This is a genomic window from Corynebacterium sp. MSK074 (genome assembly GCF_030229735.1).
Lineage (GTDB): Bacteria > Actinomycetota > Actinomycetes > Mycobacteriales > Mycobacteriaceae > Corynebacterium.
The window spans coordinates 17,375-41,334 of the sequence record NZ_JASPIX010000010.1 but is presented as its reverse complement, the minus strand read 5'-3'; the positions used below and the strand labels follow the sequence as shown (position 1 = coordinate 41,334).

Below are 23,960 nucleotides of genomic sequence, written 5' to 3'. Positions count from 1 at the left end.
CCGCGATCACTTGCGGCAGCCGCCCTACATGGTGGCGCGACCCCGGCCGCTGGGCGCGCCCGTCTATGCTCTCGGCCCCTATTCCGATATTCGCCGCCGTATCATCATTGGTATGAAGGAGCGAGGCAATCGGCCGGTTCGCGAGTATGTGGGGGCCGTCTTCGCAGCCGGGCTGGCCCATTTGAGCGCCCGCGGCGATATCCCGCGCGAATTCACTCTCGTTCCCGCTCCTACTCGGCCGCGTTCGGCGCGGGCACGCGGGGGAGATCCGGTGTCCGCTGTGTGTCACGCCGCGGCGCAGCACCAGGGCGTGGGCGTGTGCGCGGCGCTTGCTATGGGCCAGTCCACCGCGGACCAGTCCGAGCTCAGTGCCCAGGATAGGTGGGCAAACTTGCAGGGCCGAGTCCGCGTGCGCGTGCCCAGTGCTCAGGCGCCTGCGCTGCTTGCCGACGACGTCATTACCACCGGTGCTACCCTCGCCGCGAGCATCGCCGCCCTGCAGGCCGCGGGTGTAGAAGTCTGCGGGGCTTTGGTCTTTGCGGATGCCTAGATAGGGGTGGTACCCACCCTCGAGGTAGGGGAGTTGCCTAAAAATCTCTCGCAAAGGTCATAACCAGTGCTATCATGAGGGGTGTCACAGAGAGATAGTTACTGTGATTGATTCTAGTCCCCACTACTCAAGGGAGGCATCTCAATGTCCCAGCCAAACAAAGCTCAGGTAACGATTACGGGCCGCAATGTCGAGGTCCCCGATCACTTCCAAGAGCGAGTCAATGACAAGCTGGCCAAGATTGAACGCCTTGACCCCACCCTGACCTTCTTCCATGTGGAGCTACAGCACGAACCAAACCCGCGCCGCGACTCCGAAGCGGAGCGCATCCAGATCACCGCTACCGGTAAGGGTCACATTGCCCGCGCTGAAGCCAAGGAAGATTCCTTCTACGCAGCGCTCGAAACCGCCTTGGGCAAGATGGAGCGCTCCCTGCGCAAGGTGAAGGTGCGCCGCGAAAACGTCAAGAGCGGTCACCGTGCGCAGAAGGGAACCGGTGAGATTGCCGCTGAAATGGTAGCTCAGGCCGAGGCTGAGCGTGCAAAGGAAGAGCGCTACGTTGACCCTTATGCTGAGACCGTTGAGGACATTCGGCCAGGCCAGATCGTCCGTACTAAGGAGCACCCGGCTACCCCGATGAGCGTGGATGATGCCTTGAGCGAGATGGAGCTGGTGGGCCACGACTTTTTCCTCTTTATCAATGAGGAAAACAATAAGCCGTCCGTGGTGTATCGCCGCCATGCCTACGACTACGGCATTATCTCCCTCTCGGAAGACGCTGAAGCTTAAAGAAGCTTCTACTTCTCTTAGTTAATGACCCTGCTGCGTGTATGCAGCGGGGTCGATTTTTTTGGTTAGGGGAGGGGGCGCCGGCAAGCAGGTTCCGGGGGATATACAGGCTGAACGGAGGCTGTGCGCCTGCCCTATGTGCTAGGCGGGAGGTGCTTTGTGAAAGCGAGTGAGTACAATAGCGACGAGTTAACTTTATTGTCGCGACTAGAAGGACTAACTAACCGTGTTTGGACTTTCCAAGCTGCTGCGCGCGGGCGAGGGCCGTACGGTCAAGCGCCTGGGCAAAATGGCAGACGATGTAATTGCCCTTGAGGATAAGTACGCGGAGCTTTCGGACGACGAACTTAAGGCAAAGACCGACGAGTTCAAGACTCGCCTGCGAGACGGCGAAGAGATGAATGACATCTTGCTCGAGGCTTTTGCCACCGTCCGCGAGGCTGCCTGGCGCGTCCTCGATCAGAAGCACTACCGCGTGCAGATCATGGGCGGTGCGGCCCTGCACTTCGGCAACGTCGCTGAGATGCGCACCGGTGAGGGCAAGACCCTGACCTCGCTGCTGCCGGCCTACCTCAATGCCCTTGACGGCAAGGGTGTCCACATCGTGACCGTTAACGATTACTTGGCAAAGCGCGATGCCGAGATGATGGGCCGTGTCCACCGCTGGCTTGGCCTGTCCGTGGGCGTCATCCTGTCCGAGATGCGCCCGCCAGAGCGCAAGGCTGCCTACGATTGCGACATTACCTACGGCACCAATAATGAGCTCGGCTTTGACTACCTGCGCGATAACATGGTCCGCTCCCTCAACGATGTGGTGCAGCGCGGTCACAACTTCTGCATCGTGGACGAGGTTGACTCGATTCTTATCGATGAAGCCCGTACCCCGCTCATCATCTCCGGCCCGGTAGATGGTTCCTCCCAGTTCTATAGCGTCTTCGCGCAGCTGGCCCCGCGCATGCGCGAGGGTATCCACTACGAGGTGGACCACAAGAAGCGCACCATCGGCGTGCTGGAAGAGGGCGTGGAATACGTCGAGGATCAGCTCGGTATCGATAACCTCTACGCCCCCGAGCACTCCCAGCTGGTGTCCTACCTGAACAACGCCCTGAAGGCCAAGGAGCTGTTCACCCGCGATAAGGACTACATCGTTCGCAATGGCGAAGTCATGATCGTGGACGGTTTCACCGGCCGCGTGTTGGCCGGACGCCGCTACAACGAGGGCATGCACCAGGCCATTGAGGCCAAGGAGCAGGTGGAGATCAAGAACGAGAACCAGACTCTGGCTACCGTTACCCTGCAGAACTACTTCCGTCTGTACGAGAAGATCTCCGGAATGACCGGTACGGCAGAAACCGAGGCTGCCGAGCTGCACTCCATCTATGGCCTGGATGTGGTGCCGATTCCTACCAATAAGCCGAATCAGCGTGCCGATCACTCTGACCGCATCTACAAGACGCAGGAAGCTAAGTTTGCTGCCGTAGTGGACGATATTGCAGAGCACGTCGAGTCCGGCCAGCCAGTTCTGGTCGGTACCACCTCCGTGGAGCGCTCCGAGTACCTGTCCCAGCTGCTGTCTAAGCGCGGCGTTAAGCACAACGTGCTTAACGCTAAGCACCACGAGGAAGAGGGCCAGATCATCGCCCGTGCAGGCCGCCCCGGCACCGTCACCGTGGCTACCAATATGGCCGGCCGTGGTACCGATATCGTGCTCGGTGGCAACCCTGAGGTCATCCTCGATGAGAAGCTGCGCGAGCGGGGCCTCGATCCATTCGAGGATGAAGAGAAGTACCAGGAAGCCTGGGAAGCAGAAATCGATTCCGAGAGGGAGCGCTCCAAGAAGCTGGGTGACCAGGTACGCGAGGCCGGTGGTCTCTACGTGCTGGGTACCGAGCGTCACGAGTCCCGCCGCATTGATAACCAGCTGCGTGGTCGTACCGGCCGCCAGGGTGACCCGGGTGAGACCCGCTTCTACCTGTCCATGCGCGATGAGCTGATGGTGCGCTTCGTGGGCCAGTCCATGGAAAACATGATGAACCGCCTCAATGTTCCGGACGATGTCCCCATCGAGGCCAAGATGGTCTCCAACTCCATCAAGGGCGCCCAGGCGCAGGTGGAGAACCAGAACTTTGAGATGCGTAAAAACGTCCTTAAGTACGACGAGGTGCTCAACGAGCAGCGCAAGGTGGTCTACGCTACCCGCTACGACATCCTTGATGCCGGCGATATTCAGGACAATATTCGCGGCATGATTGATGACACCGTGTCCGCTTATGTCGCCGGTGCTACTTCCACCGGCTACGTCGAGGACTGGGATCTAGACGCACTGTGGAATGCGCTGGATTCCCTCTACGGCCCCACCATTTCCCATGAGGAGCTGGTGGAAGGCTCCGAGTATGGTTCCCCAGGCGAGCTTTCTGCCGAGCAGCTTCGCGACGCCCTGGTGCAGGACGCCAATAATGAGTACGACAAGCTCGAAGAATCTGTGACCGCTATTGGCGGCGAGCAGCAGATGCGAAATACCGAGCGCATGGTCATTCTGCCGATTATTGACCAGAAGTGGCGCGAGCACCTCTATGAGATGGACTACCTCAAGGAGGGCATTGGCCTGCGTGCGATGGCGCAGCGTGATCCGCTGGTGGAATACCAGAAGGAGGGCGGCGAGATGTTCAACGCCATGAACGATGGCGTGAAGGAAGAGACCGTCCGCCAGCTGTTTATGCTGCGCAAGCAGTTCAAGCAGCAGGAAGAGGAGCAGGCCGGCGAATCCGCTGCTACCGCTTCCGGCAACGGTGAGGGCACCGTAGAAGCCTAGGCCTCGGCGTCCTTCCTCCCAACCCCGCCCCGCCCCCGCTTGTGATAGTGGGAGCGGGGCGGGTTTCGTTTCAGGAAAGAATGAGTAGAATATAAGGAACTTGTCCATCCTGCTTATTTCCTGTGAGGAACTCCACTGACGATGCGCCGCCGCTCTTTGCGTCTCGGTATTACGACGCTCCTGTCTGCCACCTTGCTCGGTGGCGCCACGCCGGCCGTGGCCTATGAGGTGCAGCGTGATTCTGCCACCTCGTTGCGCATCATTTTGGATTCGGGCGAAAAAATTGAGCAGGATAACGCAGTTGCGGCCATCCTGGCCATTGCTACCCAGCGCAAGGAAGCATTGGTAGCCGATGGAATTTTGTCCCAGGATAAGGCGGACGCCGCCTTCGAGTACTACTTTGGCAATGCCCGGCTCAATACCGCGCGCACCGATGGCAATATTTATTCCACGCCGCTGGACTTCCCGTGGGAGCCAGAGGAGCGGACGCAATCCCTAGACGGCAAGCAGTACACCGAAGCGGCCGTACTGGATTACCTCGACATGCTGGGCGCCAATTACGCCCAGGCGGTAATTCGCGCCGAGCTGGGTGAATTCACCAAGGATGTGCCGCAGGCCCCCGCCGGCAAAGTGGCGCCCTCTCCGCGTGCCCAGCTGCCGACCATCGGGGATACAGGCTCCGCCTTCCCATATGAGTTTCCGGCCTATGCGGCGGCGCTGCGCGATATTGTCACCATCACCAAGCAGGTCAATGCACCCCTAGAGTGGGCCGCCGCGTCGCACCATACTGCAGGATCCGTGCCCGCGGATGCGACGGCGGACGAGCATTCCGGTCTATCCGCCTTCGAAGGTGGCCTCCTAGCCACCGGTATTGCGGCGCTGACCAGCGCCGCCGGATTCGGATGGTCCGCGCTCGACTGGTCCGAAATCCTTTCGCAATTGGGCCAGTTCTTCTCCTAGGCGCCAAGCCCTGCCCGCTGGGTTAGAGCAAGCGGAACGACGTTAAACCGGTGGGGCTCGCCGATCCCGTAAATGCATGCTGCTGTTGGCCTATGTGGGCGGAGCCAAAGTACTCGCCATTGGGCCGCGCGTGCAGGCTGGTCAATTGCAGTCTGTCCGTGGCATAGGGGCTTGTGCGTCGGCGCACCCACGAGCCAATGTGCAGGCGGATGGCATCCGAATAGCGCGGGGAATTGAGATGGGCTAGCGGGCGATAGCCGGCGGCTACCTCGAGCGCGAAGACTACCCAGCCTTGGATGCGGTGTTGGGCGGCGACTTCCGCGGACGTCGGCAAGCGGCCGTAGTGCACGCGGTGGGGTGCAATGAAGAGTTTGAGGTGCGAGTAGCCAGGGATGGGCTCGTACATGGTGGGGAAGTAATGCTCCTGCATAAGGACAGGAGGCGGACGCGTGATAATTGTCTCATGCCCGCCCCAACCCCGCCATTTCTGAGGGTTTCCTGAAAGGGGTGGGCGCGAATGCGCGCGTGGTTCGCTATACTCTCGGGGAGTTAAATAGAATCGTAACCAAAGGATTTAAGTACATGCGTGGTCTAATCGTTGACTATGTCGGCGTCCTTGACGGCACCGAAGAAGACAACCGCCGCTGGAAGGCGCTGCTGGCCGCCGCCAAGGAAAATGGCGCAGCAACCGCCATCCTGTCCAATGACCCAGGCGGACCAGGCGCGGAGCACATCCGCGAGTGGGAGTACCGCGGAAACGTCGACGCAGTCGTTCTCTCCGGCGAGGTGGGGGCGGAAAAGCCAGAGGTTGCAGCCTTCCAAGCGGCAGCGGATGCCCTTGAGTTGCCGCTCAATGATTGTGTCATGGTTGATGATTCCATTCTCAACGTTCGCGCGGCCGTAGAGGCAGGCATGGTCGGCTTCTTGTACACGAGCTTCGACCGCGTGTCCGTAGAAATTCAGGCAGTCTTCGATATTGAAGGTGAGTTTTAGTGGCTAAAGCCCGCGTTTACATCCCTGCTACCTACGCCATGCTGGCGGAGCTGGAAGAAACCGGCTCCCTGTCCGCGCGCTCGGGTTGGGGCTTTATGGTAACCCCTGCGCTGCAGGAGTTTTATACCGAGGGTGATGAAGAAGAAATTGCCTACTCGGCTTTCCTTGAGGCTTCTATGGCCTCCATGCGCCTTTTGGCCATTGGCGATGAAGAGAAGTTCCCGCACCGCCGCGTGGTTATCTCGGTAGACCTGGATGATTCTGTCCTCACCCCGCGCCCGGATATGGGCGAGCCGGTGGTAGAGCTCAAACCAGCGCAGATCAGCAAGGATGACCTAGCAGCCATCCACGTGGATATTGCGGAGTCCGAGGAAACCACCGCGAAAGCCATCGAGGCTATCGATACCGCAGACCTTGGCGATGAGGATGCGGAGCTGGCTGTAGGCGATGCACTAGATAAGTTCATGGCTTTTTATCACCCCACCGAGCTGCCGTTCCTCGTAGAACTGCTCTAATTTCTTAAGGAGACAATATGACTCAGCGCTTCAAGAACCTCGCTGCGGCCACCGTTACCGCAGGCGCAGCCCTCAGTGCCGCGCCGGCCGCCCTGGCAGATACCACCCCAGCTGCGGATGCGGCTGCCGACGCCGTGCCCACCACCCCGTGGCTGGCGCTGCTGGAGACTTCGTCCCAGGGCACCTGGGGCCAGATCCTCGATGTATTCTTCGGCATCGTGGATGGCATTTTGGGTGTTATGGCCGACACCGGCTTCCACCTCTAATTTTCCCACTCCACGTTGGTGCGCAGGGCCTCGAGTAGGCCGCGCACCGCGTCGCGCCGCCGTGCACTGGCGGTATCAGGGGGAATCAGCGCAGGATCATCGAGGCCGCATTCTGGGTCCGCAGGCGGGCCCATATGCGTACAACCGCGGGGGCAGTCCTCGATGGCGGCGGCAAGGTCTTCAAAGACGCCAAGCACGTCATCGGCATCCACGTGTGCGAGGCCAAAGGAACGGATGCCTGGGGTATCGATAATCCAGCCGCCGGTGAATGCATCCTCGGCGGGGAGGGGGAGCGCCACCGATTGGGTGGAAGTATGCCTGCCCTTGCCGACGCCCGATACTTCCCCTGTCTCCCTATCCGCGTCTGGTACCAGCCGGTTGACCAGGGTGGATTTGCCCACGCCGGAATGTCCGATGAGCGCGGTGACGTGGCCGTCGATGTGGTTGCGCACCGCCTCAAGTCCGTCTTCGACGCCGGCTTCCACCACCGTGATATCGAGATCGGCGAACTCGGCCGCGAAGGGGGCAGGATCGGTGAGATCGGTCTTGGTCAAGCACAGGATGGGGTGGATATTGCCCACAAACGCAGCGATGAGGGCGCGCTCGACAAACCCAGAGCGCGGCGGCGGATCGGCCACGGCGGTGACGATCAGCATCTGGTCCGCATTCGCCACCACGATGCGCTCATAAGGGTCGGTGTCATCGGCCGTGCGCCGGAGGACGGAGGTGCGTTCTTCCAGCTTCACAATGCGCGCTAGGGTGTCCTTCTTGCCGGAGGTATCGCCCACCACGCCCACGCGGTCGCCCACCTCGATGGCGGTGCGGCCCAGCTCACGGGCGCGCATGGCGGTGACGCGGGGGCCGTCGTCTAGCGCAACGCCCCAGCGCCCGCGGTCCTTGGTGATAACCATACCGAACTTGGCATTTTTGTGCTTGGGGCGGTCCTTAGTACGCGGCCGCGAGCCCTTGCCGGGGCGCACGCGCACATCGGATTCGTCGAAGGAACCGAAACGCCTAGCCATTGCTCTCCTGTTGCTCGGGGTCCACCATCGTCTCCCACATGCGGTCGAAGCCGGGCAGGGTCTTCGCGGTGGTGGAAATGTCTTCTACCTCTACGCCCGGTACCCGCAGGCCGATAATCGCGCCCGCGGTGGCCATGCGGTGATCCGCGTAGCACGGCCACTCGCCGCCGTGGAGAGGGGCGGGGTCGATGTGTAGGCCGTCGGCAAGCTCGGTGACCTTGCCGCCGAGGGCGTTGATATTATCCGCCAGCGCCTTCAAACGGTCGGTCTCGTGCCCGCGCACGTGCGCAATGCCGGTCAGGGTAGAGGGGGTGTCCGCCAGGACGCACAATGCCGCGACGGTGGGGGTGAGCTCGCCAATATCGCCCATGTTGCGCTCGATCCCCTGCAGCACGCCGTCCTTGGCACCCTTGGCAGTGACAAAGCCCGGCTCTTGGGTGACCATGACACCCATATCCACCAAAATATGGCGAATGGCGTCGCCCGGCTGGGTGGTATTGGCAGGCCAGCGCTTAATGGTTACCCGGCCGCCGGTGACGGCAGCGGCGGCAAGGAAGGGCGTGGCATTGGAGAGATCCGGCTCGATTGCCCATTCCCGCCCGGCAATCGGGCCAGGGTGCACGGTCCAGGTATTCTCGCCGGAATCCACGCGTACGCCGGCTTGGCGCAGCATGCCCACGGTCATTTCCACGTGCGGCAAAGAGGGCAACGGGCCGCCCTCGTGGGTTACGGTGATGCCCTTTTTAAAGCGTGCACCGGCTAGCAGTAGCCCGGAGACGAACTGCGAGGAACCAGAGGCGTCGATAGTGACCTCGCCGCCTTCCGGCACGCCGTGCGAGCGCACGGTAAAGGGCAAGCTATCGCCGTCCACCTCGACGCCGAGCTGGCGCAGTGCATCCAGGGTGGTGGACATGGGGCGGGCGTAGGCCTGCTCGTCGCCGTCGACAAGCACGGCGCCGTCCGCCAGGGCCGCAACCGGCGGGATAAAGCGCATGACCGTGCCGGCTAGGCCGCAGTCCACCGTGGCGCCCTTAAGCGGGCCGGGGGTGACGTGAATATCCTCGCCTTCGTGCTCGAAGCGCACGCCCATAGATTCCAGGGCGTTTTCCATCAGCTGCGAATCGCGCGAGACCAGCGGCGCGCGCAGGGTAGAGGGGCCATCGGCCAACGCCGCCAGAATGAAGGCGCGGTTGGTAATAGACTTCGAGCCCGGCACGTGCTGGGCCCACGCTATGGGGCCTGCCGCTTGCGGGGCGGACCAAGGTTGAGACATATCGTCCATAATAGAGGGCATGTGCGGAAGATTCGTTCTTTTTACCGAGTCCCTTCTCGATGAAGTGGGCGCGCTGCCCGGAGTTACTGAGGTCCACGCCCCACAAGGCACCCCAGGCCCGCGCTACAATATCGCGCCCACCCAGCCGGTGGCGATAGTGCGCGTGCACGAAAGCCTCGCCCAAGTCGACCCTGCGCGGTGGGCACTGCTGCCGCACTGGAAGAAGGACCTGGACGGCCCGCCGCTGTTTAACGCCCGGGCGGAGACGGTGGCCACCAAACCCTCCTTCCGGCATGCCTTTAAGGGGCAGCGCTGCCTTATCCCCATGAACGGCTACTACGAATGGCACCAGGAAGAAGGCGGCAAGCAGCCCTATTACGTTCGCGCGGAAGAGGGCCTGTTGTGGGCGGCGGGCCTATGGGACACCGGCCTGGACCGCCTGTCTGCCACGATTGTCACCACCGCCGCCACGGAAGAAATGGAGTGGCTGCACCACCGCCTGCCGCGCTTCTTGGTGGCCGAAGAAATGCGTACCTGGCTGGAGGGCAGCCCCGAGGAAGCTGCTGAGCTGCTCTTGCCGACGCCCCTGCGCGGCTTCCACACCCACCCCGCCGACAAGGCCGTGGGCAGCGTATCCAACGATTATCCGGAGCTACTGGGCGAGTAGATCGGCAAAGCTAGCAGAGCACAGCTCTGCGAGGCTCTCCGCACTGAGCTCGATATCGAGCCCGCGGCGCCCGCCGGAAATAAAGACAGTATCGAAAAGGACGGCGGTTTCCTCAATGACCGTGGGCAGCGGGTTTTTCTGGCCCAGCGGGGAAATGCCGCCGGGAATGTATCCGGATGACTTGGATGCGTCATGCGGATCCGCCATGGCGGCCTTAGAAACGCCGTGGGCGGCCGCGGCCTTCTTGAGGCTCAGGTGGTGGGTGGTAGGGATGACGCACACTGCCAACTGCCGCTTGGGCCCTTTGCCCGCCGTTAAATCGATGACCAGGGTTTTGAGCACGCGATCCGGCTCTACCTCTAGGGCAGCCGCGGCGTGATCACCGAAGTGATCCTTGCCCGCCTCAAAGGTATACACGTGGTGGTCTACGCCGGCATCTTCCACGACTTTGAGCGCTGGGGTAGCTGCATGCGGGGACTTTTTAGACATGCCTGGGATTCTAACGCTACGCGTTAGGATAGAAATTGTGGCTAAAGAAACAATCAGCGAAAAGGAGCTGCAGCGCCGCTTCGAAGCGGAAGCGCTGCCCCTGCTAGACCAGCTCTACGGCGGTGCCCTGCGCATGACGCGCAACCCGCAAGATGCTGAGGATCTCGTGCAGGAGACCTACCTCAAGGCCTATAAGTCCTTTCATTCCTTCAAGCAAGGTACAAACCTTAAGGCTTGGCTGTATCGCATCATGACCAATAACTACATCAACTCCTACCGCAAGGCGAAGCGCCGCCCCACGGAGTCCTCGGCCGATGACTTGAGCGATTTTCAGCTCTATACCACTGCTGGGCACGATTCCACTGGCCTGGAATCCGCCGAGGTATCAGCGCTTAAAGACATGCCGGACGCCACCATTTCAGAGGCCATGAATGACCTGCCCGATGACTACCGGATGGTGGTGTACTACGCGGATGTTGAAGGCCTTGCATATAAGGAGATTGCAGAGATCATGGATACTCCGCTAGGTACCGTGATGTCTCGCTTGCATCGGGGAAGAAAATTGCTCCGGAAAGCGTTGAAAGACGTGGCACGAGAACAAGGCATTGGATTAGAACACCCAGACATGGAGGAGAAGTAATGGACCGCGCAACGGAACACAACTGTGGTGCGTGTAGCTCCCCAGAGGTACAGGCCCTCCTGTGCGAGCTTCTCGATGAATCCACCACCTATGCCCGCGCACTCGCCATCCGCGAGCACATCGCCCAGTGCGATTTCTGCCAACAGCGCCTCGAGAGCGAGGAGATTATCCGCTCCCTGGTGCGCAACTGCTGTAACGGCCAGGCCAAGGCGCCGCAGGCGCTGCGCCGCCGCATTTCGGTAGAGATTACCCGCATCGACACGGCGTGGTAGGCACTGTTGCTCACCCGCTGTGGTGGGGTCTGGTTTCATGATCTTCCAACTTTTTGCTTGAGTCCATACTGATCGGGCCGAATTGAGGGCGGAAGGGCCGAATTGAGACCCTAATGTGTTCAATTCGGCCCGATCACATTGGACTTAAGGCACGGAGAGGTCAAGCGGGGAGCTAGGAGACGACATCGATGTGCGTCTGACATAGCAAAAGCCCGGTTCTACAGTCTAAGTGACCGAGGGAACCGGGCTTTGAGTAATGCTGTGCGTTATGCGCCAGGACGCTTGCCGTGATTAGCGGACTTCTTGCGGCGATCCTTGCGCTTGCGACCACGCTTGCTCATTGCGCACTCCTTCGTTGAGGGTATCTGAACTTTATTCAACTGTAGCGGCTAAGGGCGCCGAAACGAAAATTGGGGGCTGCTTATTAAGCGGAAACGCGGGCGCGGCCACGGCCGCGGTTGCGGCGGCGCTTGAGGGCGCGGCGCTCCTCTTCAGACAGGCCGCCCCAGACGCCGGCGTCCAGGCCGGATTCCAGTGCCCACTTCAGGCAGGAAGAGGCAACAGGGCAGCGGTTGCAGACCAGCTTGGCCTTAGCGATTTGGGTAAGTGCGGGACCAGAATTGCCTACTGGGAAGAACAGCTCGGGGTCTTCGTCGCGGCAAACAGCTTCGTGGCGCCAATCCATGATTGATATCTCCTAACAAAAATTCGACAGCAGTAAGCACAAGCGCTTTTCACGAAAATGAAAAGCAACCAATGCCAGGGTGGGTGGTTGTGTGAACTGGTCTGCGTGCAGTGGGGCCCGGTCTCGAGGTCGGGCCAGCGTCGCCGCCGCCAATGGTTCACATTGTGGTTGCTTGAAGTTTCCTTCAAGTTAAGAAGAGGTTTACGTCCTCTTTCTTTTTGCTACCCCAGAATCATGACATGTTTACTCAGACTCCGCTAGGGGTAGAGGCAAAATTGTGTCCAACCTCACTTGATTGAAACTGGTGTGGGGGTCATTTGAGTCCATGATCGAGTTGAAAGAAGCCTGTGAGAAACGCGCTGAACTGGCGTATTGTCCAAAAAACATTGAGTGCGGTGACTGAAGAGGCGTCAAATCTACCCAGCTAACCTCTGCCCCCGCGAAACCTGAGTGGCGCAGAAGGAAACGGCGCTGGCCGGTGAGTAGACTGTGGGTTTGTGTCTAAGCAGAAGAAAAAGCAGGTAAACAAAAAGCAAAGTGTTTCCTCCGCGCAGCCGGCGCGTGAGGAGAAGGCCCAGCAGGGCGCGCCACAGCCGGTACTCGTGGCCGCAGCGCTCGCCGTGGTTCAGTCCATTGCCGTCATCTGCTTCGGTATCTTCCTGATTGTGCGCGAGGCGACCGGCGCAGAAAATGAATCCATGGTGTCGGACTCGGGCTCCGGAAGCTTTGTAGGGCTGGGCACCGCGCTATTTATCTTTATTGTTTTTGGCTTTGTCATCGTCGGTGCTTGGGCCATGGTCAAGGGAAAGCGCTGGGGTAGGGGAGCCATCATCTTGGTGGAGCTCATCTTGGCAGCGAGCTCCTTCCAGATGTTTAGCGGCGGATCGCCGCTACTTGGTGCGGTGACCTTGGCGAGCGCCGCAGTAGTCATCTTCCTGCTGATGTTCGTCCGCGCTTCCACGGAGTGGGCGGCAGCAAACTTCTAAATTCGCTGCCAAGCACACAAAGGGCCGCGCCCCGGGAAATCCCGAAGGCGCGGCCCTTTCTGTAGTGGAGGGGTTAATCGGCGCTTAGGCCCACGACCTGATCGCCGCGGGTTTCCACGATGGTGTCGCCCGCCAAGGTGAGGTAGACGGGACCGCGGTAGCCGCCGCGATCAACCGGGATGGTTCGCAGAGTTTTGCCGGTGGACCAATCCATGACAGCAATGCCTGCTTGAGTAGGGACCACCATGTGCTCGTCGACGGCGATGGGGGTGCCGATGGCATCGTCTACCACGTGATCCACTGCGAGGTCGCTCGGCTTGAAGAGGTAGAGGCGGGAGCCATCAAACCAGGTCATATGGTGTGGCAGGTCCGCGGTTGCCGGGGCGAATGGGGAAGCACCTGCGTCAATATCTGGAGAGGGCTCTGCCGAAGTAGAGTCCAGCTTTTCGCCCTTATTGTCATAGGACTCGATCGTGGGATTCGGGCCTGGGCGGTAGACGGCGGCGGCCTTTTGCCCCACAGCGACAAGCCGGGCGCCGTCGGTGGCTATGTCCACATCGGCAGCGATATCGGGCTCACGGGAATCATCAGGGGTGGTGTCTTGGAAGCGCAACCAAGTGGTGCCCGGTTTATCGGGGCAGGACTCGGTCAGCGCCAAATTCTCGGTACGGGTGAGGGCGGAGCTAATGGTGCAGTCCTCATGCGGTTGCTTGTCCGGCTCCTGCTTTGCTTCCACGTCACCGTATTCCACCGTGCGCACCATATCGGAGCGCCACAGATCGATGCGGTCGGTGGAGACCGTTCCTACCCGGTCATTGGAGGAAACGGGGACTACATTTTCCGAGCTGACGGCGCTGCGGGTGCTGTCATACTCACCGGTCGCAGCCTCAATCGCCACGGTATCCCCGCAGCCCACACCGGTCTTATACGACGCCACGATCTTGCCCCATGCAGTAGACAGCGAGCACAGATCCGCGTCTGTGCGCTCATAAGTCCACGCCTCGGAGCCGTCCGGATTGGTGGCGGTGAGCGTGTGATCGGCGTGCGTGATGGTCAGGCCGTGTGCCGAAACCGCCCGGTATTGGCCGGGTACTGGTTCGTTGGGGAGGCTGAAGGACTCGTGGAGGGTCTCGGGGACGTCGGCAAGCGCGGGTGCATCCTTATCCCCCGGGACGGCCGCTTGGCTAAGATGCGCTTGATTAATATTGGCGGTAATAGCCGCCCCGCCGACCGCGATGGCGCAGACCACGGCAATTATGCCGGTAGCCTTCCAATCGGCGGGCGTCGAGCGCAAAATGGGAGCTTTAGTCATCGGCGGCCTCCTCGCCGGCGCCGGGAGTTGCCGCGGCGCGCGGTGGTACGGGTGGGGGATTTTTCGCGGACAGGCACCTGGCCCACGACCTTGGTCTCAGGGCCGACAGTTTCTTCTACCTCCGCGGGGATATCTAGAGCCTGGGCCAGCTCCGGGGACGTGGAGAACCACTGCGGCGGATTCGGCTCACCCAAATCCAGCTCATCATTAATAACCTGCCATTTGGCCAGCTCATCATAGCCCACCATGGTGATAGCGGTGCCAGTATGGCCGGCGCGACCCGTGCGGCCGATGCGATGGACAAAGGTCATCGGATCATCCGGAACCTGATAGTTGATGACGTGGGTGACATCATCAACGTCGATGCCGCGGGCGGCAATATCGGTAGCGACCAAGATGTCCACCTGGCCGGTGCGGAAGGCATGCAGCGACTTCTCGCGCGACTTCTGCCCCAGATCGCCGTGGACCGCGCCCACGTGGAAGCCGCGCCGGGCCAGGTCATCGGCCAGCTGGGCGGCCGCGCGCTTGGTGCGAGCAAAGATGATGGTGCGCCCGCGGCCGGCGGCCTGCAGGGCGTGGGCGACAACGGCAACCTTATCCATGCGATGGGCTTGGAAGGTGACCTTGCGAGTGGAGGAATGGGTGAAGTCCTGCTCGCCGGATTCGGCGCGGATATGGATGGGTTTTTCCATAAACCGGCGGGCGAGCGTCAAAATTGCGCCCGGCATTGTGGCGGAAAAGAGCATGGTTTGGTGGGCATTGCCATCGAGTGCCTTGAGGATAGCCTCCACCGAGGGCAAAAAGCCCAGATCCAGCATCTCGTCGGCCTCATCGAGCACCAAGATAGCCACGCGATCGAGCTGCAGATCGCCGCGTTCGTGGAGATCGATCAAGCGGCCGGGCGTGCCGATGATGACATCGACGCCCTTGTTGAGCTTTTTGATCTGTTCCTCGTAGGGGCGGCCGCCGTATATGGAGGCTAAGCGCACGGGTAGGTGGGCGGCAGCCACCTGCAGGTCCTCGGTGACCTGCTGGGCAAGCTCGCGGGTGGGGACCACCACGAGGGCGCGCGGGGTGCCATCGAGCTCGTCGATATCGGCGTCATCAAAGACGCGGTCCAAAAGCGGCACGCCAAAGCCATAGGTCTTGCCCATGCCAGTGCGCGCTTGGCCAATCAAGTCCTGGCCAGATAGCGCGATGGGCAGGGTTAATTCCTGGATTGCAAAAGTACGCGTGATGCCACGAGTGGCGAGACCATCGCAGATTTCGGCCGCAACGCCGAGTTCCGCGAAGCTCGGTGGCTGGGATTTTATGTCAGACACACCTTGATAGTAGCCGGGATGGTTATAGTGGGGCCATTGACAATAAAACTCTAGTTAGAGGAGGAATCTTCATGGATATCAAGTTTGGCTTCGCGGATACCGCTCGCGAGCTGGTCATTAGCGCTGCAGGTGACCAAGCCGAGCTGACGCAGAAGATCAACAGTGCCCTAGCGGATAACTCCACCTTGGAATTGGAAGATGACAAGGGTCGCAAGTACCTCGTGCGCACTGACCGCGTGGTCTACGTCGAGGTCGGCATTGCAAAGAAGCACGCCGTGGGATTCGCCGGCGCCTAAGGCGAGCACATAGGGCTGCTGATTCAGCTTTTTTAAATACAAGCGGGTAACCTAAGGCCCCATGGAAAAAAGGGAGATTCGCCACGCCCACCGGAGCCAGGGCCATTCGCCGGACGACCCCAATGCGGTGGTCCGGTTTGCGCGTCAATATGGCTGGTGGCGCGTGGTGGCTATCCCCCTCATGATCGCGCTGACCATTTGGTTCATCGTCGATATTGCTACCGGAAATTCCCCTGAAGAAAAGGCGGAAGCCACTAGCGAGGCTGCCCCAACGAGTACGGAGAAGATGGGCCCTGATCCTGCCGATTCTGCAGCGGTCAAGCGGGAAATCAGCGAGATGCCGCCCGGTGGTTCCTATACCAAGCAGGGAAAGGGCACCTTCCACGAGGTAGGTGAGCCTGGCGCCGTCACGGGTAAGGGCGGCAAGCAAAAGGTGCGCTATTCCATCGAGGTAGAAGATGGCCTTAATACCGCACCGTATGGCGGCGATGAGTCTTTTGCCGCCATGGTGGAGGCCACCTTGTCTGACCCGCGCGGCTGGACCGCGCATAAGGACTTCGAGTTCGAGCACGTGGCCGCTGATGCGGAACCGGATACCCGCATCCAGCTGACTTCGCTCGGCACCGCCGCAGAGCGCTGCGGCGAGAAGATTGAAACGGAAACCTCCTGCCACACCACTATTACGGGCGAGTCCACCACGATCATCAATGAGGCCCGCTGGGTGCGCGGCGCCACGCCTTTTGAAGGCGATTTGGGCAATTATCGCCAGTATGTCATCAACCATGAGTTGGGTCATGCCATTGGCTATGCGGCCCACCAGCCGTGTGGTGGCCAGGGCAAGCTAGCGCCGATCATGATGCAGCAGACCTTGGACCTTAACAACAAAGAATTGCACGATCGCAAGCCCAGCGAGGTCTATCCTGATGAGGACGTGACCTGCTCACCAAACCCGTGGCCTTATCCGAATCCGGATAATAAGGATCCCCACCAACCCGAATAGGAGTTAAGGATGCCGCTTCCCCCAGAGCATGTTTTAAGCGCCTTCCACGCGGAAACCGGTGCCACTGGTACCCGCCGCGCGCAGGGCGATCAATTGGGCCCGGTGTGGGATAACGGCATCAAGGTGGGCGACGTGGTCTATTCCCAGGCCGGTCCGTTTGCCGCCTGGTCCGCTAAGGTGCGCGAGCGCCTCAGCGTGCAGGGGGCCCGCGTTTCCCGGCCGGTACTGTCTAGCGATGGTCGGCACACGGCCGCAGGGTGGAAAGCTACCCAGTTTATTCCGGGCCAAGTACGCGGGCGAATTGATGAAACCGCACAGATGGCGTTGCGCCTCGACGCGGCTATAGCCGAGGTACCCCTTCCCAACGGGCAGCGTAGCGATGCCTTCGCTCGTGCAGAGCGCGCCGCCTGGGAGGAAACGGGCGAGGCTTATCGCCCAGCCCTGCTTGCCGACGTCCCCCTTATCCCCGCCCACACCGCTCTTCTCACCACTACGGTTTACCACGGCTCCAACCCGCCGGGCATTGTGGACATTGTGCCGAGCGGATCCCCACGCCCAGCCGGCTGGACGGCCGCTTTGGTTATTGTGGATGGGCTCATTGGCCAAGCGGTCGATGATGGGATCTGCCAGCGCTTTAGTCATGTACCCGGTATGCCGGAATTGCTATTGCGCGCTGTGTCGTATCGCCGTCATGTCAATGACCTGCACCCCGCGTCGCGTTCAAACACGCGTTCGCACATTGAGCGGGTGGAGCAGCATCTGGTGTCGCGGGCATCTGCCATACTGGAGCGGTGAGTTACGACCCCCATTCCACCGCGCGTTCGGGAGTGGTCCTTCCACCGTCCCCGCAGGTGCGCCTCGTTCCCCGTACCCAGTCCGCCACGACCCGCAGTTGGCCTGTTGACCTGCCCGAATCCGGCACCTGGAAGGTAACCGGTGCCGCCGGCACCGGCGTGTCCAGCTTCCTTATCGATACCGTCATTCATGCCTTGGATAAAGCCCGGGAGACCGGCGCGGATCCCTCCGGCGTCCTCGTTATCGCTCCCTCGAAGGAATCCGGCGCCCGGCTGCGCCGCGAGCTCTCTGAGCGCCTCGAGGATTACGCCGCACAGACCTCCATGGTGCGTTCCGTACACTCCCTAGCATTCGCGTTGCTGCGCACAGCAGCCGAGGAGGAGCTCCGACTTATTACCGGTGCGGAGCAGGACGCCGTCATCCGCGAGCTGCTTACTGGCCAAGCAGAAGACGGGCATGGCTCGTGGCCCGCGGAGATGCGGCCCGCACTGGAATATGTGGGCTTCGCCCGGCAGCTGCGCGATTTCCTTTTGCGCTCCATTGAACGCGGCCTGGGCCCGGGCGACCTAGAGCGCCTCGGTGCCGAGCACGGCCGCCCCATGTGGTCCGCGGCGGGTGAATTCCTGCGCGAGTACGAACGCGTGCAGCTCCTTTCCCGCGCCCATTCCTATTCCGCTGCGGAATTGGTTACCGCGGTTCTTCAGCGCCCCCAGCTATTGCGCGAGCACCCCTTCCACACCATCATTGTCGATGATGCGCAATTGCTCGATCCCACTGCGGGCAAGCTCATTCGCGATATGGCCCCGCAGGCTAATCTCGTGGTGGTGGGTGGCGATGCCGATCAATCCGTCTTTGCCTTCCGTGGTGCTAGCTCGCGTTTCCTGCGGGACTTCCCAGCTGACCACGACATTGAGCTTACCGAGCCTCACCGCACACCCGCTCCGGCGTGCATCTCCATCGTGGATTCGGGCGGCAGGCTGCGTGACGTCGTAGCCAATACCGTGCGGCGCCGTCACTTAGAAGACGGCGTGCCCTGGCGCGATATCGCCGTCATCGTTCGTTCAACCGGTGATATCGGCCAGATGCGCCGCACCCTTTTGTCCGCCGGCGTGCCCGTGCACATTAGCCCTACCGACGTCGTCTTGGCCGAACAGCGTTTGGTTTCCGCCGTGCTGCTCGCCCTGCGTGCCTTGGAGGAAGACCTATCAAACTCAGAGTTGGAAGAATTGCTCACCGGTCCCGTGGGTGGCGCCGATCCCGTCACCCTGCGCCGGCTGATCCGTGGATTGCGCCGCTGGGATTCCACTACCCGGGGCATCGATAGCCTGCGCGGTCTTCTCTACGGCGAGCTCCCAGACTTTAATGGACAACTCACTGAGCGCGAATACTCCATCCTGGAGCGTGTACGCGCGGTTCTAAGTGCCGGCCGGGACGCACTCGCCTCTGGGGATTCTGTGGAGGAGATCCTCTGGGCCGTGTGGAGCGCAACTGAGCTTGATAACCGGCTGCAGGCTTCGGCGCTGCGCGGTGGTGCGACCGGCTCGCAGGCCGACCGCGACTTGGATGCAATGATGGCGCTTTTTGACGCCGCAGGCGACTACGTCGAGCGCCGCCCTGATTCCTCGCTGCGCGCCTTCCTGACGCATATCACCGAACAGGAACTTCCCACCGGTGTACGTGACCGCCGCACCGCCATTCCGCAGGCAGTAGAGATCCTGACTGCACACGGCGCCGTGGGCCGCGAATGGGATACCGTCATCGTGGCCGGCGCACAGGAAGGAAGCTGGCCTTCGCTAGGGGAGACCGGCTCCATCTTTGGGCAAGAAGATCTCATCGATCTCCTCGACCACGATATTGATCCCGATACCCCCGTCAGCCACGTTGCCTCCCGCTTGGCAGAGGAGCGACGTCTCTTCCACGTCGCTACCACGCGCCACCGACAGCGCCTGCTCATTGCCGCCGTGGAAAACCCGGAAGGAGATACGGTCTCTGAGCCTTCGCGCTTCATCAGCGAATTCGCTGGCCGAGGCGTGGACGTGCCCGGTCAAGCTGCGCGTCGGCAAGCAAAGCGGGCGCTGCGCCGCACCCAACTCCCGCGCGAACTGGGCCTCGATGTGCCCGAACCCGCACCCGTGTCACTGCGCGATGGGCTCGAAGTGGATCCCCTTGATGTGGCGGTGCTGTCCGTGCCGGCCTTTGTCGCACAATTGCGCCGCGTAGTTACCAATCCGGAATCCGGTGAGGTCGAGCGCAAACAAGCAGCGCGCCAGCTCGCTCGGTTAGCGGCAGCCGATATCCCTGGCGCCCACCCGGAGCAGTGGTGGTCTGCGCGCTCCGTTGCGGCTGAAACGCCGCTGCATACCAGCGGCAGTTTGTCACCCTCCCGGGTGGAAGCATTACTCAACTGCCCGCTCAAGGCCGTGCTAGGAAATGTGGCCGAGGACCCAAGCACCGAGGAGCACCTGCTCCGCGGTACTTTGGCGCATGCCTTCTTTGAAGCCCTTGGCCGCGGCATGGACGCGGAAAAGGCCAAGCTATTGGTGATGGAGGCTTTCGAGCGCATTCAGGATGTACCGCAGTGGCAATTGCGATTCAAGCTCGATGAGTTTTCCACCCTGTTGGACCGCGCCCGGGAATGGGCGCGCCAATCCGAGGTCAATCAAGAGCTTGCCGGTGTGGAAATCCCCGTAGGCGTACGCGTCAGCGAGGAGGTGCGCATCGGCGGCTATATGGACCGTCTGCTTCGCGATGAAGAGGGCAATTACTTGGTGGTGGACCTCAAGACAGGTAGAAGCACGCCGGCTAAGAAGGAAGGCGAAGACCATGTGCAGCTGATGACCTATCAGCTCGCGCTTGCCCACGGCGCATTTGACGGCCACCAGGTTCACGACGGCGAAGGCATGCCGCGCCAGGGCGGTGTGCTGGTGTATCCGGGGGTGACCACCAAAAAGATTGGTGAGATTTGGCAAAGCGATAAGTCGCCGGAGGCCCTGGAAGAATTCGCCGCACTTCTACCCCCGCTGGTGGAGGAGATGCGTGGCCCGCGCATCACTGCGCGCACCAATAAAGACTGCGATAAATGCCCAATTCGCTCTATCTGCCCCGTGCAGGAAGAAGGAAGGATGACCACCGATGCCTAAGAGCAATTTTTCCCCACAGCAGATCGCTGCAGCCTTGGGCAAGGACTTTCCGCCTACCGAGGAACAAGCCCACGTCATCGAAGGCCCATTTAGCCCCAAACTCGTGGTTGCCGGCGCTGGTGCCGGCAAGACAGAAACCATGGCCTCGCGCGTGGTCTATCTTGTAGCCAATGGCTATGTGCGCCCGGAGCAGGTTCTCGGCCTGACCTTCACCCGTAAGGCCGCGCAGCAGCTGGAGCAGCGCATCCGCCGGCAGCTGATTAAATTGCGCGATTCCGGCCTCATCCCACCAGGCGGTGAGGTGGCAGAAGCGCTAGAAAACATTGCGCCGAAGGTAGCCACCTATGACTCCTACGCGGGAGAACTCGTTCGCGAATACGGGCTCTTGGTTCCAGTAGAGCCCACCGCACGCATCATCACCGAGGCCGAGCGCTATTCCTTGGCCTACGATGTGGTGCGCAATTACACCGGCCAGCTGGAAGACGATCGCGCCTTAGCCACGATTACCGAGACCTTGCTGAAATTCAGCCAGGATATCGATAACGGGCTCAAGGACACGAGTCACATCGCCCAGCATGCCCGCGATTTTCGGGCGGACATCGATAACCTCGATAAATCCCAAAAGAATGGCCCCGAATACTCGCAAAAGTTGCTGGAATATATCCAAACACAGGAACGCCGCGTGCAGTACGTGCCGCTGCTGGAGGCCCTGAAAAAGGAACAATCTGAGCGACAAGTCATCACCTTTGGCGAGCAAATGGCCGTCGCCGCCCGCGTCGCGCGCGACCATCCTGTGGTGGGAAAGCAGCAGTCCCAGCGCTATAAGGTCATCATGCTAGACGAGTACCAAGACACCTCCTATGCCCAGCGCGTGCTTCTACGCAGCCTATTCGGAGGGGACCAAGAGGACCTGTCGGTTACGGCCGTGGGCGATCCAATGCAGGCCATCTACGGGTGGCGTGGTGCTACCTCTGAAAACCTCACTGCCTTCGTGGAAGACTTCCCAGTCGCGCCGGGCACACCCGCCCCGAAGGACCAGTTGACCACCTCTTGGCGCAACCCCTCTGGTGCGCTGGATTTGGCTAACTCAGTGGCGGAGGGAGTATTCGAAGGCGTTGAACGTCCCGTGGACGAGCTGTCTGCCGCCCCGCATAAGGGCGAAGGCGATATCCAGTTGGCGTACTTCGACAGCGAGGTTCGCGAGCGTGAATTCGTTGCCGAGTACCTGAAAGAGCAGTGGGAAAAGCGCGAGGGAGATACCTTCAGCGCGGCGGTTTTGGTGCGCAAAAATAGGCACTCCGCACCCATCGCTGCGGCCCTCGACAAAGCGGGCGTACCCAATGAAATCATCGGTCTCGGTGGCCTGCTGTGGCAGCCAGAAATCCAGGACCTCGTAGCTATTGCCACCATGCTCGTGCGCCCAGAAGACTTGCCTGCGGCAGTGCTGGTGCTGGCAGGGCCGATTTGTGGCCTGGGAATCAGTGATATTCAAGCGCTCGCTTCCCGCCAACGAAACCTGGCCGGCGCGAGGGAGGAGCGCTTGCGCTGGGAGCCGGGTATGGACCCGGAAGAATACTTGCGTGCGCAGCTGGAAGATGTCACCGCTGAGGAGCCGGATCAGCGCGTCGGCCTTGCTGACGCCCTGGCAGATTTGGGTGAAAGAGACCGCTATACCCCGCAAGGCCTCGCCCGTATGGAAGAGGTTTCTGCCAAACTGCGGCACCTGCGCACTTATTCTCTTTCCAAACCGCTGGTGGACATCTTCGCCGATATTGAAGCATTGTTTAATATCCGCACCGAGGTACTAGCTCGTGGAAGCGCAGGGGGAGCAACACATCTGGATAAATTTGCCGATATTGTCGCGGGCTTCCACGGTGATTCCTTGTATGCGCTCTTGGATTACTTTGCGTTAGCGCTCGAAAAAGAAGATGGCCTAGACCTCGGCGAGGTTCCCGCCGCCACTGACCGCGTGCAGATTATGACCGCGCACAAGGCCAAGGGCTTGGAATGGGAACACGTCTGCGTGGTGCATGCGGATTCGTCTAGCTATAGCGCACAAGCAGAGACCTTCCTGTCCAGGATCGATAAGGTCCCGGGAGACGATGACTATATTGAGGTTCCAGAGGATGCCCAAAAGCGCTCGCATTTCCAAAACGCGTGCGAGGAGTTTAAGAAAGCAGATAGCGCCATCAAGGCGGAAGAATCGGCGCGCCTTTTTTATGTGGCGCTGACGCGTACCGAATCTACCCTGACCGTTACCGGCTCGGGCACCAATAACGGCAATGGAAAGAACAAGAAAGTTCCCTACGAATACCTAGAGCGCCTGAAAGAGCAATTCCCGCAGTACGTGGTGGAGTGGTCCGTCCCCGACGAGCCTTCCGAGGATGATTTTGGAGAGAGCGCACAATTCCCAGCACTTGAGGCCAGCCCAGAGGCAGTCGCCGGTGCGGACCTAGTCCTTGCAGCAATGGAGGAACTTCCAGATTTGAGCCGGGGTGAAACCTTTGAGTTATGGGAGCAGGAAGCTGGCGCTCTCATTGAGGAGTACAAGGCCTTGCAACAGCCGGTGGTAGACGTTGAGCTACCCAGCGAGCTGACCGCCTCCGACATGGTTGCGCTGCGGGCCGACCCGCTTCAGTTTGCCCGCAGGCAGCGCCGCCCCGTGCCGTTTAAGCCGAATTCCTATGCCAAGCGCGGTACCGCCTTCCACGCGTGGTTGGAGGACCGCTTCGGCAGCCCGGCGCTATTGGGCGAGGAAGAACTTCCGGGAATCGATGAACCGGAGGACTTTGATTTGGAAGAGCTCAAGCAGGCCTTCCTGAACTCCGAGTGGGCCGAACGTCAACCGGAGCACGTGGAGGCGCCCTTTGAAATTACTATTGGTGAGTCCGTGGTGCGCGGGCGCATGGATGCGGTATTCCGCTTGGAGGATGGCACCTGGATGGTGGTGGACTGGAAGACCGGCCGCCCACCCCAGGGAGAAGCCATGGATGCTGCCAAGATACAGCTAGCGGTCTACGCAGAGGCTTGGCGCCGCATCCACGGCGGGGAAAAGATTCGTGCCGCATTTTATTATGTGCACGATGGTTATACCTTCGAGCCTGCCCGCCTGCCGCGTGGGGAAGAGCTGAAGGAACTCCTTGAATCGTCAGTTGAGCACCACAAGGGCTAAGGTA

24 protein-coding genes are annotated in these 23,960 nt (G+C 60.8%); 16 read left to right on the top strand and 8 right to left on the bottom strand.

All coding sequences use genetic code 11. The features are described 5' to 3' along the window. The first annotated feature begins 28 nt into the window (after nt 1–28). The 4 genes from QP965_RS08930 (at nt 29) to QP965_RS08915 (ending at nt 5,111) form a co-directional block, all read left to right on the top strand. On the top strand, nt 29–550 hold the full coding sequence (locus QP965_RS08930; protein ID WP_284852689.1) for a ComF family protein: 522 nt from the start codon (nt 29–31) through the stop codon (nt 548–550). Between the two features lie 144 nt (nt 551–694). Further along, nucleotides 695–1,339: a ribosome hibernation-promoting factor, HPF/YfiA family gene (gene hpf, locus QP965_RS08925; RefSeq protein ID WP_284766734.1), complete on the top strand. Its 645-nt coding sequence runs from the start codon at nt 695–697 to the stop codon at nt 1,337–1,339. A 226-nt stretch (nt 1,340–1,565) separates the two neighbouring features. Further along, nucleotides 1,566–4,151 (top strand): preprotein translocase subunit SecA, encoded by a 2,586-nt coding sequence (secA, locus tag QP965_RS08920; protein WP_284844706.1) that lies wholly within the window; start codon nt 1,566–1,568, stop codon nt 4,149–4,151. Between the two features lie 141 nt (nt 4,152–4,292). After that, nucleotides 4,293–5,111 carry a hypothetical protein gene (locus QP965_RS08915; protein ID WP_284844707.1) on the top strand — a complete coding sequence of 273 codons (819 nt, stop codon included), beginning with the start codon at nt 4,293–4,295 and terminating at the stop codon, nt 5,109–5,111. 22 nt (nt 5,112–5,133) lie between these two features. On the opposite strand, the gene QP965_RS08910 is transcribed toward QP965_RS08915, so the two are convergent. Then, on the bottom strand, nt 5,134–5,541 hold the full coding sequence (locus tag QP965_RS08910; RefSeq protein ID WP_284852688.1) for a hypothetical protein: 408 nt from the start codon (nt 5,539–5,541) through the stop codon (nt 5,134–5,136). 152 nt (nt 5,542–5,693) lie between these two features. Between QP965_RS08910 and QP965_RS08905 the strand changes: the two genes are divergently transcribed. Genes QP965_RS08905 through QP965_RS08895 form a run of 3 tightly spaced genes read left to right on the top strand, consistent with a single transcriptional unit; the run spans nt 5,694 to nt 6,885 of the window. After that, on the top strand, nt 5,694–6,104 hold the full coding sequence (locus QP965_RS08905) for an HAD-IA family hydrolase (RefSeq protein ID WP_284844708.1): 411 nt from the start codon (nt 5,694–5,696) through the stop codon (nt 6,102–6,104). Next, on the top strand, nt 6,104–6,619 hold the full coding sequence (locus tag QP965_RS08900; RefSeq protein WP_448341378.1) for a DUF6912 family protein: 516 nt from the start codon (nt 6,104–6,106) through the stop codon (nt 6,617–6,619). The genes QP965_RS08905 and QP965_RS08900 overlap by 1 nt, the downstream gene beginning before the upstream one ends. 17 nt (nt 6,620–6,636) lie before the next feature. Further along, nucleotides 6,637–6,885 (top strand): hypothetical protein, encoded by a 249-nt coding sequence (locus QP965_RS08895; RefSeq protein WP_239278752.1) that lies wholly within the window; start codon nt 6,637–6,639, stop codon nt 6,883–6,885. Here the strand turns inward: QP965_RS08895 and rsgA are convergent. After that, nucleotides 6,882–7,907 carry a ribosome small subunit-dependent GTPase A gene (rsgA, locus tag QP965_RS08890; RefSeq protein ID WP_269954201.1) on the bottom strand — a complete coding sequence of 342 codons (1,026 nt, stop codon included), beginning with the start codon at nt 7,905–7,907 and terminating at the stop codon, nt 6,882–6,884. The two genes, QP965_RS08895 and rsgA, sit on opposite strands and share 4 nt — an antisense overlap. Beyond that, the gene (aroA, locus tag QP965_RS08885; RefSeq protein ID WP_284844709.1) at nt 7,900–9,201 is read right to left on the bottom strand and encodes a 3-phosphoshikimate 1-carboxyvinyltransferase; all 1,302 of its coding nucleotides are present in this window, start codon (nt 9,199–9,201) and stop codon (nt 7,900–7,902) included. The genes rsgA and aroA overlap by 8 nt, the downstream gene beginning before the upstream one ends. Here aroA and QP965_RS08880 point away from each other — a divergent pair. Then, nucleotides 9,200–9,847 carry an SOS response-associated peptidase gene (locus QP965_RS08880; RefSeq protein WP_284844710.1) on the top strand — a complete coding sequence of 216 codons (648 nt, stop codon included), beginning with the start codon at nt 9,200–9,202 and terminating at the stop codon, nt 9,845–9,847. The genes aroA and QP965_RS08880 overlap by 2 nt on opposite strands. Here the strand turns inward: QP965_RS08880 and ybaK are convergent. Next, nucleotides 9,833–10,336: a Cys-tRNA(Pro) deacylase gene (ybaK, locus tag QP965_RS08875; RefSeq protein WP_284815959.1), complete on the bottom strand. Its 504-nt coding sequence runs from the start codon at nt 10,334–10,336 to the stop codon at nt 9,833–9,835. The genes QP965_RS08880 and ybaK overlap by 15 nt on opposite strands. Nucleotides 10,337–10,373: 37 nt before the next feature. On the opposite strand from ybaK, the gene QP965_RS08870 reads away from it, so the two are divergent. Beyond that, on the top strand, nt 10,374–10,976 hold the full coding sequence (locus QP965_RS08870) for a sigma-70 family RNA polymerase sigma factor (protein WP_200436091.1): 603 nt from the start codon (nt 10,374–10,376) through the stop codon (nt 10,974–10,976). Then, nucleotides 10,976–11,248, top strand: a complete 273-nt coding sequence (locus tag QP965_RS08865; RefSeq protein ID WP_005326557.1) for an anti-sigma factor — start codon at nt 10,976–10,978, stop codon at nt 11,246–11,248. The genes QP965_RS08870 and QP965_RS08865 overlap by 1 nt, the downstream gene beginning before the upstream one ends. A 266-nt stretch (nt 11,249–11,514) precedes the next feature. Here QP965_RS08865 and QP965_RS11600 read toward each other — a convergent pair whose 3' ends face one another. After that, nucleotides 11,515–11,589: a 50S ribosomal protein bL37 gene (locus tag QP965_RS11600; RefSeq protein ID WP_100067784.1), complete on the bottom strand. Its 75-nt coding sequence runs from the start codon at nt 11,587–11,589 to the stop codon at nt 11,515–11,517. Between the two features lie 83 nt (nt 11,590–11,672). Further along, nucleotides 11,673–11,933: a WhiB family transcriptional regulator gene (locus QP965_RS08860; RefSeq protein ID WP_005322377.1), complete on the bottom strand. Its 261-nt coding sequence runs from the start codon at nt 11,931–11,933 to the stop codon at nt 11,673–11,675. Between the two features lie 497 nt (nt 11,934–12,430). Between QP965_RS08860 and QP965_RS08855 the strand changes: the two genes are divergently transcribed. After that, on the top strand, nt 12,431–12,919 hold the full coding sequence (locus tag QP965_RS08855) for a hypothetical protein (protein ID WP_269954204.1): 489 nt from the start codon (nt 12,431–12,433) through the stop codon (nt 12,917–12,919). A 73-nt stretch (nt 12,920–12,992) separates the two neighbouring features. Here QP965_RS08855 and QP965_RS08850 read toward each other — a convergent pair whose 3' ends face one another. Further along, entirely contained in the window at nt 12,993–14,231 is a 1,239-nt protein-coding gene (locus QP965_RS08850; RefSeq protein WP_284844711.1) for an Rv3212 family protein, read from the bottom strand. Next, on the bottom strand, nt 14,228–15,553 hold the full coding sequence (locus tag QP965_RS08845; protein WP_284844712.1) for a DEAD/DEAH box helicase: 1,326 nt from the start codon (nt 15,551–15,553) through the stop codon (nt 14,228–14,230). Before QP965_RS08845 ends, QP965_RS08850 begins: the two co-directional genes overlap by 4 nt. A 71-nt stretch (nt 15,554–15,624) precedes the next feature. Here QP965_RS08845 and QP965_RS08840 point away from each other — a divergent pair, with 71 nt between their 5' ends. The 5 genes from QP965_RS08840 (at nt 15,625) to QP965_RS08820 (ending at nt 23,956) form a co-directional block, all read left to right on the top strand. After that, the gene (locus QP965_RS08840) at nt 15,625–15,849 is read left to right on the top strand and encodes a DUF3107 domain-containing protein (RefSeq protein WP_005322370.1); all 225 of its coding nucleotides are present in this window, start codon (nt 15,625–15,627) and stop codon (nt 15,847–15,849) included. 61 nt (nt 15,850–15,910) lie between these two features. Then, a complete protein-coding gene (locus QP965_RS08835; protein WP_284766725.1) occupies nt 15,911–16,849 on the top strand; it encodes a DUF3152 domain-containing protein in 939 nt (312 codons plus the stop codon). A 9-nt stretch (nt 16,850–16,858) separates the two neighbouring features. Next, nucleotides 16,859–17,644 carry a hypothetical protein gene (locus QP965_RS08830; protein WP_284766724.1) on the top strand — a complete coding sequence of 262 codons (786 nt, stop codon included), beginning with the start codon at nt 16,859–16,861 and terminating at the stop codon, nt 17,642–17,644. A 32-nt stretch (nt 17,645–17,676) separates the two neighbouring features. After that, entirely contained in the window at nt 17,677–20,784 is a 3,108-nt protein-coding gene (locus QP965_RS08825) for an ATP-dependent helicase (RefSeq protein ID WP_284844721.1), read from the top strand. Then, on the top strand, nt 20,777–23,956 hold the full coding sequence (locus QP965_RS08820) for an ATP-dependent helicase (protein WP_284844713.1): 3,180 nt from the start codon (nt 20,777–20,779) through the stop codon (nt 23,954–23,956). The genes QP965_RS08825 and QP965_RS08820 overlap by 8 nt, the downstream gene beginning before the upstream one ends. Nucleotides 23,957–23,960: the final 4 nt, after the last annotated feature.

What these genes read in the sequence shown, in the direction of transcription:
- QP965_RS08930 (WP_284852689.1), top strand. Translation starts at nt 29, where the DNA reads ATGGTGGCGCGACCCCGGCCGCTGGGCGCGCCCGTCTATGCTCTCGGC.
- hpf (WP_284766734.1), top strand. Translation starts at nt 695, where the DNA reads ATGTCCCAGCCAAACAAAGCTCAGGTAACGATTACGGGCCGCAATGTC.
- QP965_RS08915 (WP_284844707.1), top strand. Translation starts at nt 4,293, where the DNA reads ATGCGCCGCCGCTCTTTGCGTCTCGGTATTACGACGCTCCTGTCTGCC.
- QP965_RS08910 (WP_284852688.1), bottom strand. Translation starts at nt 5,541, where the DNA reads ATGCAGGAGCATTACTTCCCCACCATGTACGAGCCCATCCCTGGCTAC.
- QP965_RS08905 (WP_284844708.1), top strand. Translation starts at nt 5,694, where the DNA reads ATGCGTGGTCTAATCGTTGACTATGTCGGCGTCCTTGACGGCACCGAA.
- QP965_RS08895 (WP_239278752.1), top strand. Translation starts at nt 6,637, where the DNA reads ATGACTCAGCGCTTCAAGAACCTCGCTGCGGCCACCGTTACCGCAGGC.
- rsgA (WP_269954201.1), bottom strand. Translation starts at nt 7,907, where the DNA reads ATGGCTAGGCGTTTCGGTTCCTTCGACGAATCCGATGTGCGCGTGCGC.
- QP965_RS08880 (WP_284844710.1), top strand. Translation starts at nt 9,200, where the DNA reads ATGTGCGGAAGATTCGTTCTTTTTACCGAGTCCCTTCTCGATGAAGTG.
- aroA (WP_284844709.1), bottom strand. Translation starts at nt 9,201, where the DNA reads ATGCCCTCTATTATGGACGATATGTCTCAACCTTGGTCCGCCCCGCAA.
- ybaK (WP_284815959.1), bottom strand. Translation starts at nt 10,336, where the DNA reads ATGTCTAAAAAGTCCCCGCATGCAGCTACCCCAGCGCTCAAAGTCGTG.
- QP965_RS08865 (WP_005326557.1), top strand. Translation starts at nt 10,976, where the DNA reads ATGGACCGCGCAACGGAACACAACTGTGGTGCGTGTAGCTCCCCAGAG.
- QP965_RS08860 (WP_005322377.1), bottom strand. Translation starts at nt 11,933, where the DNA reads ATGGATTGGCGCCACGAAGCTGTTTGCCGCGACGAAGACCCCGAGCTG.
- QP965_RS08850 (WP_284844711.1), bottom strand. Translation starts at nt 14,231, where the DNA reads ATGACTAAAGCTCCCATTTTGCGCTCGACGCCCGCCGATTGGAAGGCT.
- QP965_RS08840 (WP_005322370.1), top strand. Translation starts at nt 15,625, where the DNA reads ATGGATATCAAGTTTGGCTTCGCGGATACCGCTCGCGAGCTGGTCATT.
- QP965_RS08835 (WP_284766725.1), top strand. Translation starts at nt 15,911, where the DNA reads ATGGAAAAAAGGGAGATTCGCCACGCCCACCGGAGCCAGGGCCATTCG.
- QP965_RS08830 (WP_284766724.1), top strand. Translation starts at nt 16,859, where the DNA reads ATGCCGCTTCCCCCAGAGCATGTTTTAAGCGCCTTCCACGCGGAAACC.
- QP965_RS08820 (WP_284844713.1), top strand. Translation starts at nt 20,777, where the DNA reads ATGCCTAAGAGCAATTTTTCCCCACAGCAGATCGCTGCAGCCTTGGGC.